Raw genomic sequence first — 9,467 nt, 5'->3', positions numbered from 1 at the left:
TGGTAAGTCTATCTTACATCAGTTTGAAGGTTTACACAAACTTTGGGATACTCCCTTTTAGTGGTATTCTTCTAGCTTTTGTTTGCTGATCTGCTCCGCAGGGAGCAAACAATATTAGATTAAACCTTTGTCTTTTTCGTAATCTTGTAAATATATTCTTCTGGTGTAGGGCGTTTATTTCCAAAATACTTTTTGAAATTTGCCTGCACATCAGAGTCGGTACTGTTCATAGCTTCATCAATTGTTGCTTCAATATCAGCCCGAACATCAGTCAATGATACACCGCCAGCCTTTGCACCAGCTTTTAATGCCTTTTTTATATCTCGTTTTTTTAATCCCATCATTTACAAAGTTCTCCTAATAGTAATAAATGGCTCAATATACTTTTGTATAAAATCTATACGGTCAAATATTGTTGGCTTAAAATATGATGTAACTGCTATCACTATATTTTCTGACGAATTTACATATATAACATTCCCACTATTTCCTATGGCTGCATATACATTTTCATTCACAATCCACCAAAGATACCCATAAGACATATTTCTATATTCTTCTCCACATTTATAATTTGGCTTCGTTATTTCTTCAATCCATTTAGATGATATAATTTGTTTCCCTTTATGAACGCCTTTATCTAAGCAAAGTTGTCCGATTTTTGCCATGTCTGTTGCAGAAAAGCATAAACCATAGCCTGCTGTTCCTATTCCTTTTGGGTCGCAAAACCATATGTTTTTTTGTGGGTCTTTACACATGGTAAAGTGTTTATGTTCTTCGGCAGTTTCCGCTAAATAATTTATATGTTTTTCTACTCCAATGGGTTCAAATAAAAACTTATTTGCAAAGTCCACAACTTTTAGACCACTCGTTTTCGATATAATACCAGTTAGTATATGTATGCCTAAAGTCGAGTATTTGAATTGTCCAGTCAATCCTTTTCTTCCACCTAGAAAATCTAAAGCTGAAACAGTCCAATCATCACTTGAGCAAATTTTAGTCCACGGTTCGTACTTATACTTATATGGTGCAGTCATAGTCAGTAAATGCTTGATTGTAACTTTTTGAATTGTTTTTTCTCCTCTTTTAATTTTATATTCAGGGAAAAAATCTAATACGGGTTGGTCTATGCTTTTTATAAATCCTTTATCAAGTGCTATTCCTACAAGTAATGCTACGATACTTTTGGTTGCAGACATAACATGACAAGCATCTCCTTTTTTATAATTATTCCATTCATCAGAATAAACTTCTTTACCGTCTTTGTAGCATGATATTTGACAGATATTAGGCTGTTTCTCTTTAATAAAATCGTGTAGTTCTTTTCTATTCATAGTATCAATCTCATCTCCATTTCACGTTATTGTATCTGAAACTTCTATTCACAAAAATTTTAATCTTTGATGTATACCTATTTCTTTTTTACTGGATAATAAATTTCAGTTATAAGTTCATCTTCGTTTGAAGTTTGTGTCAAATCGGTAATATAAACTTCATAAAGCGGACCATTATTTTCATAACCGTTCTGCTCTGCCCATTCACATTGTTTCGTATAAATAGAAGGCAAATTAGAATATCTGCCATGTAAAGTTGTTTTTAAGCATAGTCCGGGGCGAAAATCTCGAGTTCCCGTAACAAATTCTTCTACTGGAATAGCAAATTCTGTGTCCAAACCCAAAGGAGTAAACTCATCACTATGATAAAGTACCATAGGTGGAGCATTGACAGTTAATTTGTCATGTTGAATTTTTCTTAATATTGAATTAAAACAACAAGCGTATTGTTCTTCCATTTCAAACTTATAAACCATTTTACGAACAGAAACCAAATACATAGTTGGTATTTCAACAAGTTGTACATCAATCTTATTCAAATAAGACATGATTGATTTTCCTTGTTTCAAAACTGCTATATCCTCATTTAATTGTTCTGTAATTTGTGAATATATCTGTATTTGCTTTTCTAATTCTGCCTTTTTCTTATAAAGCTCTATGGATAATTTTTCATTTGGTATTTCTTCTGATGTAATAATCACTTTGATTTCTTCCAAAGAAAAATTATACTGTTTTAAACGGTTTATAAGTAACATAGTTTCTAATTGCTCAATGGAATAATATCTATAACCATTCTCTTGATTGATTTTACTGGGATTTATAAGTCCGATTTCATCATAATAACGAAGTGTTTTTGTAGAAACTTTACATATCTTTGAAAATTCACCAATAGATAACATAAATATCCTCCTATCAACTTACTTCTATTCTCATGTTACACCTTGACGTAAGGGGAAAGTCAATGCAGTAATTTTATCCACTATCCCTTACTTACACCTAAAATAACATGATAAGAAATGAATTTCCAACTTTTTAGTAGTTTCTGACAAAGGCTTATACACTACTAAAAAGTAGTATACAAACCTTTGTCTAGCTTATTATCCTACAATCTTCCAGTTGCTATCCCTATGTAACACAAGCTCGTATTGTGATACCTGCGTAGCTTTTGTCTGATTATCAAGGAATTTTACGGAAACTTTTACTTTCACATTGTCCCCGTCCTTTGTAAAAATAGGATTTATCAATTCAGAATAAAGGTAGTCCCTGCCGATAGGTTCAAGCACATTTCCCGATACATAGTAGGTAAGCTCCTTTTCTGTGGCTGTCGGGTACAGCTTAAAGAATGTTTCCAGAAATGTGGTAGCGTCATTAACGGTATCAGTGTCCACACTTGCGTCGGCTTCTGGTGCTTTTGGTTCGTAGTCTGATTTCTCGATTGCTGGTGCAAGGGTAGGGTTCTGAATGATTACCATATCCCCGTCAGCGTCTACATGGACTTTTACAGTATAGGTTGCCTTGACATTACTTGTCTGTTCTCCCTCTTTTATCTGCTGATCTACTTCGTAGGTAGCAGAAAAAGTGTCCGTTCCCGACTGTTCGATACTCCACACAATCACATCTGTAACCGTGGAGCTGGTCGGTATATCGGTTCGGATTGTATCTACATTCAAGTCCTGCAATTCCTTTGTCAGATAACCGCTGATTGCCTGCGTCCTTGCGTCAATCGCTTCTTTGCTGTTATTCCATGTGTAATAGGACTTTGCGAAGTTCTTCACGAAATTTTCTATCCCGTTGGTGTCCTGCAAGCGAAGCTCAATGATTTCTTTTTCATGGGTGGTGTGCTGGTCGATAGCGGTAAAATTCTTATACACCCCAAAGCTCACGCTTGCGATAAGCACCACCCACAACGCAATCACGGTTTTCTTATGTGTGCCTACCTTGACAGTACGCACCTTTTTTTCTTTGACATTTTCTGTCTGTTTCTTATTCTTCTTAAACATATTTTTCAAGTCCTTTCTATTGTTTTACTCGTCCTGCACCGATTAAGTGCTGTTGCCAGTAACTACTATTTAAGTCTGCATATCCTATCGGGTCGCCTGCATGGTACATCTGTGTCGGTGAAACGAGAATACCGACGTGTGTTACATACGAACCAGCGTTATAGGTAGAATGGAAAAATACCAAATCGCCAGCCTTTGCCTGCGAAAGTGGAAGATGTTGGGTAGCGTCATACTGGGCTTGTGCCGTTCTCGGTAAGGAGATACCAGCTTTTCCATAGCACCATTGCGTCAATCCCGAACAGTCAAAGGAAGTGTTGGGGTTGCTACCGCCATACACATACTTCCACCCTTGATATTTCAACGCTTCATTCATTATCTTTTGTGCCAGTTCGCCCGATATTTGAGGAACAGTCAAATACTGATTGACTAATTCCACATAAAACATATTTCCATAGTTCCAACGCCAGCCACCATTTTTCGCAACGGCTATCGGATTGGTGTAGGTTACTTTCTTTCCACCCGATTTTTCTTTTGCGAAATTTTCCGCCAAATTGTATGTATGTTTTTTCCCGTTTCCTGCCACATATCCCACATAACCACCTCCATAGTTATAGGACTGTATCGTTACATTCAAATCGTCGATACCTTGCTTTTTGCAGGAAGAAAGCAGGGACGCAAAATATTTACACCCCTGCTTGATTGAGCTTTCCGTATCTAAAGAGTTGGGCGGTAGTCCCAGACTTTCGCTGGACTGCATGACATCTTCTGCCGTACCGCCACTTTCTACTTGAATGATAGCAAGTAGCACATTGACATACTCGGAGATACCGTTTTCTCTGGCGTATTTTTCTACCATAGACTGATGTTTCAAAACTTCTGCGGATAAGTTCATACCCGTAATGCCCGAAGAAAAGTTGCTGTTCTCGTCGTCGCTGTCCGCACTAATGAGGACACCAAAGAACAGCACCAGAGAAAAGAGGATAGGAAACAGACTGCCAATAATAGCGATATGTTTCAGTTTCATTTTTTCTTCTGTCCTTTCTTCGTTACAAGGTTACTGCTTTTCTCTGTGGTCTGCTGGTTCTTCTGGACGCTTTGTGTCTGCTGAACCTCTGTCCTGCGGTCTTTGGTGTAATTCTGGCGTGTTTCCTGCGATACTACTTTTTCTACATTCTGCTTATGTACTGGCTGTGCAGGCTGGGTCGCTTTTCTATCAGAAGCACCAGAAGATAACGGACGCTCTTTGATAACAGTTGTCTTGACTGGCTCACTTGCTTTTGAAGTGGTCGCTGTGGCAGGACGTTTGACTTCCTGCATTTTTTTCGCACTCGGCTTTGGAATGGTTGAAGCTGTGGCTGGTCGCTCATGGGGACGGGTAGTTCCCGTTGTCGCTGATCCGTCAGCCTTTCGCTGTGCCTGCCTTGCTTCTTGTGCCTTTTGAAGTTCCATTCGCTTGTCAGCGATATTTTTCTTATGCTGTTCTTGCTTTTCCAAGCGTCCCGTCTGTCTGGACTGCTGTTCCTGCACCATGCCACGCTTGAAGTCGGACACGCTGGACTTTGCCTTTTCCTTTACGGAATACACCGCATAAGCGGTCTGTGTCGGCATATCCTTGATATTCTCTTTGACAGCATTTGCCTTATCTTTCACTTTATTTTTCGTATCTAAGACAGCACCCACCTTTGAGCCTGCACGCTGTCCCATGCTAGAAGTGGTATTGCCCCGATTTTCTTTAGAAGCCGTATTTTTTCTTTCCGCTCGTTTGTTAGCAACGGCACTTCCAGCCACCGCACCAGCCACACCGCCCGAAATACCGCCAGCACTTACCGCCCTTGCAATACGGTGTTCCATACGCCTAGCCCTATGTCGCATAAACAGATACGGTCTGCGGAAAATCCTGCGTCCCATGCTTTGACTGTCGTTAGCATTAAGTGAGAACATACTCATTAAGTCGCCCAGCTTCATGTAGATACCAGCGAAACATACTATCTGCAAGAACGCCACCATGAAAAACGGATAGTCCGTGGAGATGTTATAAAACATACTGGAAATGCTGAACGCCACCGTTACAATAAGCGTTATTCCTGCCCGTGTCATTATGGTATTAAATACCCTTACGATTGCCTGCTTTGCCATGCTTTCATAGCTCGGTATCATGGAAAGTAAAAAACTGATAGGTAAAAACATTGCAAAGATAATAAAAAGTATCTGGCTGAACAACATCATGCCCGTAAGCAAGAATATAAATATCGTGATACCCAAGTTAAAGAACAAGAGGAAGAACACCATACCCAAACGGTTCACGACCTGCGGTATTGTCAGATTGTTATTGTCGTTGTCCTCGATTTCTGTTTTCACGACTTCCTCTCTGGTTTTCCCGTCCTCGTCCTCTGGACTTGCCGATACGAGAGCTTCTACACGGTCTGTCCCGATTTCTTCTGCGTTGCTGTTCCCGAATTGAAGCAAGAGCCACGGCTGTTCCACTTGAATAGAAAATAGGCTGTCCCGTATCAAGTCTACGCTGTCCTTGCCCTCGCTGTCAGAATTAGGGAGCATGATTTTTGTTCCCAAGTCAAGTGAAGCGGTACTGATGTCTGATGAAAATTCATTTATCTTCTTGATGTAGTCGGGAGCATAGGCAATAAACGAAGCGGACAGCACGAACACCACCACAAAGTTGATAACAGCGTGAAGTGCCTTGCTGGTTTCCCGTTTTATCAGTCCCGTATAGGCAACATACATTCCAACGACTAAGATAATGAGAAGCAGGAAACCAACATAAAAGCCCGTAGAAGAAAAGCCGTTCTCGGTAACGCCTGCAAGGGTCTGTATGCTCTTTCCGATACTGTCTGCCATATCGTTGATGAAGTCCAGCTTATAGGCTTCCTGCACCACATAGCCCGTTGCATTGCTTAAATAAAGGCTTATCGTCCAGACAAAGTTGGTAATGCAGTAAAGCCCGTACTGTACCGATTTTCCAATACCGTCCAGCCAGTTCCACGGCAACCACGACCAGCTATTATCTACATAAAAATCAAGCTGGTAATTCGATAGCGGATATTTTGAGTAAAGATTTTCTGCGTTTATGGTATCGTCCACAAGCCCCATCGCATGAGCCACCGTCCCCAAGAGTGAAAGCAGGATAAGGGAAAGTGCCACGACAAACAGAGCCATTTTGAGAAAGTGGAAAATCTTCTTTTTTGTGAACGCACCTTTTATCCTTTCTTTCATCACTCCACCTCATTTCTCTGTACGGGCGGTCTGGTATCAAAGGCGTGTAGTAGTTCTTCAAAGACGGGGTGTATCTGTACTACACCGACACGCCCGTATAAGTCCTGCAATAAGCATTGTCCGTTCTCCAAATCACGAAGCCTTTTCTGGTTGTTTTCGTCGTCCTTGTCAATGCCGAAAAATTCTAAGGTCTGCTTTATCTCGTTAATATCTGTACTTCTAAAGGCAAACTTCAAGCCGATATTGTTTTTCAGACTTTCCTTTGATACGTCCCCAGAGGATTGTGTAACGAAATAAACGCCTGCCTGCATAGCTCGCCCAGCACGAACCAGCTTGTTAGAGAGCGTTTCTCCTTGTGCCACATTTAAGAATGCCCACGCTTCGTCAAGGTCTACGATTTTGAAGATAGAACGGTCGCTGTGAATAAAATCTAAAGCAAAGGTACTAATCACAATCAGCATAGACACCGACAACAATTCAATGGTCGTGTATTCCTCAAAGGTGGTATCTTTATCTGGCAATACTAAGTCCGCTACTTGAATGATATTGAGCTGGTTATCAAGGCTGATTGCATTTTCCACCGTACCGTCTGAAAACAGCAGGTGTGCAAAGTCGTAGTCTGTGAAGCTGTCGATATGGTCTGCGATATTTCTTGATATGGGTGTATCTTCACGGCGTAGCTCGTCTATCACATGGAGCAAGCCCCGACTGTCGCTTCGGGTAACGGAACGCACCGCCTTACGAAGTACGGGGAATTTTTCGCCGTCCCTTGAAGAAATACCCGTTAAAAATGTCAAGATGTCGATTGCCAGACTTTCAGCGTCTTTTACATTCTTCATAATCACGAATGGGTCAAGAAGTCCTGCGTTGTCCTTGTCGCTGGTTAAGTTTACGATATTGATTTCATGGGCGATTTCTGGGAGCGTTTCTTTCCAGTTGCCTCTCTCGGCTTTGGGGTCTAAAATGACTGCTTGACCGCCAAACAGCACCGCATAATACACAAGAAGATTGTTGCAGAATGACTTTCCACCGCCAAGCGAACCGACAAAAGCAGAAGCAAGGGCATTTGTAACTGTACCTTTTACACCTTGACTGGCAAGGGACGGTTGCAGGTACACATTTCTTCCCGTATCAACGGAATAGCCCATATAGATACCCGTAGTTTCCCCTAATTGTTGTGTTGCTCCAAAGCCAAGCCCTGCCAAGAAATCTGATTTTACATACTGCACATAATCATTGATATATCGCTTGCTGGCAGGTAAAAATTCAGAATGAAGCCCCAGCATATCCCCAGCAGGACGCACCAGCTTTACATTGAGGTCGTCGTAAAAGTCCTTGACTTCATCACAACGGCGTTTCAGCTCGTCAAGATCGGGTGCAGACACCCGTATGACGTAGCTTAACTTATACATACTTTCTTTTGTCTGGTCTAAGTCTGTTTCCAGCTCGTCCACGCTGTCTAATGCGTCCACCACATTTGAACTGGTTTCACTTCCTGCTTGATAGGCGTGGTTATCAAGGTCTTTCAGTTCCTTTTTCTTGTTGCGGACGGTTGTTAATGCTTTTCGGTTCTCCACGATTTCTACATTCATGGACGTATCAACGGGGAATGTGAATTGCTGTTGCTGGAAATAGAAGATTTCACTTGACGGAAAATCAAGCTCCCCGACAATCGCATTGACGGTAAAGTAGGACACATAGCTTTCCTTGTCCTCATGTTCCAATCGTAAATACCGCTGGCTTTCCTCAATCACACATCTTGTCGGACGGATAAGGTCATAGTATTTTATCAGCGTTTCTTTGTTCAATTTCTTCTTTGGTAGCTGGTACTCATAATCTTCATAGGCGATACCGTCCCTGCCGTAAAGATGTTCCATGAGATACCCAAAATCATTGATTTCCAAGCGACGCACCTTAAAGCGACGGGAGATTTTATTTTCCAGTAACTTTTCCATTTTCATGTAACGGTTGATTTCATCATTCGGCATGGAAACAAAGTCATTCATCAGCGTGTGGTTCACTTCATGGAGAAATTCTGTGAACGTCAGCCACGCCGATTTTTTGATGTTCTTCAGATTGAGCTGTTCTTCCGTAACCATGAGCTTAAAGCCAAGAAAAAAGCGGTAGTCCACTTGATTGTCCCCAATCATAGATACCAACGCTTCGGTCTGTTCGTCTATCTTCTGGCAGGCAACTTCCTTTAATTTTCCAGTTACCAGTTTCTTTGACTGCTCCTGCTGACTTCGGATTGAGCTTTCTGTGGCAATCTGCAACGCATGAATTTTACCCTCACGGGACTGTGCGATAAGCTGTCGGAAACTGTCATGCACGATAAATTTCTGCTCTGCGGATAAGAAAGAATAGTTGTACGGTATCAGCTCATAGTAGGCAAACACTTCATTGTCCTTGTTCCAGACAAGGTTATTGTCAATATATTTTATCGGGAACATAGTTCACACTCCTTACTGCCGTGATTGTTTCATTGAGTATCTGCTTATGCAGTTTTACGGCTTTTCCTGCATAAGTGATTTTTGGTCGCAGGGCATAGGTTATCTGTGATTTCAAAAAGCTGTACGGCTTCTTTCCGTCAAAGGTTTTCTGCGACATAAACCAAGTGAGAGCAACGGGAATACCGAAGTATTTTAAAAATGCTCCCTCAATCATGGAAAGTGGCGGTAAGTCCCCAAACAGAATGATGATAAACTCTGTAATCACAAACCATGTAATCTGTGTAAAGGTAACGGGAAAGGGCAAGTTAAAGTCGTTGATTGCGTACAAGACTTTTTCCACGTTCCAGATACCCGTGTAGCTTTTAATCTTTTTCAAGTTCTTTTAGCTCCTTTCAAAATAGAAAAGGACAGCCATGTTTCAGACTGTCCCTTAAAAGAGAAATACGCTGTCA

The 9,467-nt window shown here is 41.1% G+C and carries 8 protein-coding genes; all 8 read right to left on the bottom strand.

The genetic code is table 11. The features are described from left to right. Positions 1 to 119: 119 nt before the first annotated feature. The 8 genes from G5A70_RS04695 to G5A70_RS04660 all read right to left on the bottom strand — a co-directional run bounded on the left by G5A70_RS04695 (position 120) and on the right by G5A70_RS04660 (position 9,391). On the bottom strand, positions 120 to 344 hold the full coding sequence (locus tag G5A70_RS04695) for a hypothetical protein (RefSeq protein ID WP_118116514.1): 225 nt from the start codon (positions 342 to 344) through the stop codon (positions 120 to 122). Continuing rightward, positions 345 to 1,334, bottom strand: a complete 990-nt coding sequence (locus G5A70_RS04690) for a serine hydrolase domain-containing protein (protein WP_118116515.1) — start codon at positions 1,332 to 1,334, stop codon at positions 345 to 347. 77 nt (positions 1,335 to 1,411) lie between these two features. Next, positions 1,412 to 2,233, bottom strand: a complete 822-nt coding sequence (locus tag G5A70_RS04685; protein WP_173748480.1) for a MerR family transcriptional regulator — start codon at positions 2,231 to 2,233, stop codon at positions 1,412 to 1,414. Positions 2,234 to 2,431: 198 nt separating this feature from the next. Next, positions 2,432 to 3,334 carry a conjugal transfer protein gene (locus G5A70_RS04680; protein ID WP_173748478.1) on the bottom strand — a complete coding sequence of 301 codons (903 nt, stop codon included), beginning with the start codon at positions 3,332 to 3,334 and terminating at the stop codon, positions 2,432 to 2,434. Positions 3,335 to 3,350: 16 nt separating this feature from the next. Further along, positions 3,351 to 4,358: a lysozyme family protein gene (locus G5A70_RS04675; protein ID WP_118116519.1), complete on the bottom strand. Its 1,008-nt coding sequence runs from the start codon at positions 4,356 to 4,358 to the stop codon at positions 3,351 to 3,353. Beyond that, a complete protein-coding gene (locus G5A70_RS04670; RefSeq protein WP_173748476.1) occupies positions 4,355 to 6,565 on the bottom strand; it encodes a CD3337/EF1877 family mobilome membrane protein in 2,211 nt (736 codons plus the stop codon). Before G5A70_RS04670 ends, G5A70_RS04675 begins: the two co-directional genes overlap by 4 nt. Then, positions 6,565 to 9,015, bottom strand: coding sequence for an ATP-binding protein (locus tag G5A70_RS04665; protein ID WP_173748474.1), 2,451 nt, complete (start codon positions 9,013 to 9,015; stop codon positions 6,565 to 6,567). Before G5A70_RS04665 ends, G5A70_RS04670 begins: the two co-directional genes overlap by 1 nt. Then, positions 8,993 to 9,391, bottom strand: coding sequence for a conjugal transfer protein (locus G5A70_RS04660; protein WP_173748472.1), 399 nt, complete (start codon positions 9,389 to 9,391; stop codon positions 8,993 to 8,995). The genes G5A70_RS04665 and G5A70_RS04660 overlap by 23 nt, the downstream gene beginning before the upstream one ends. Between the last annotated feature and the right edge of the window lie 76 nt (positions 9,392 to 9,467).

It is taken from the genome of Blautia hansenii (assembly GCF_013304445.1).
Lineage (GTDB): Bacteria > Bacillota > Clostridia > Lachnospirales > Lachnospiraceae > Blautia.
This window is presented reverse-complemented; position numbering and strand designations above follow the sequence as displayed.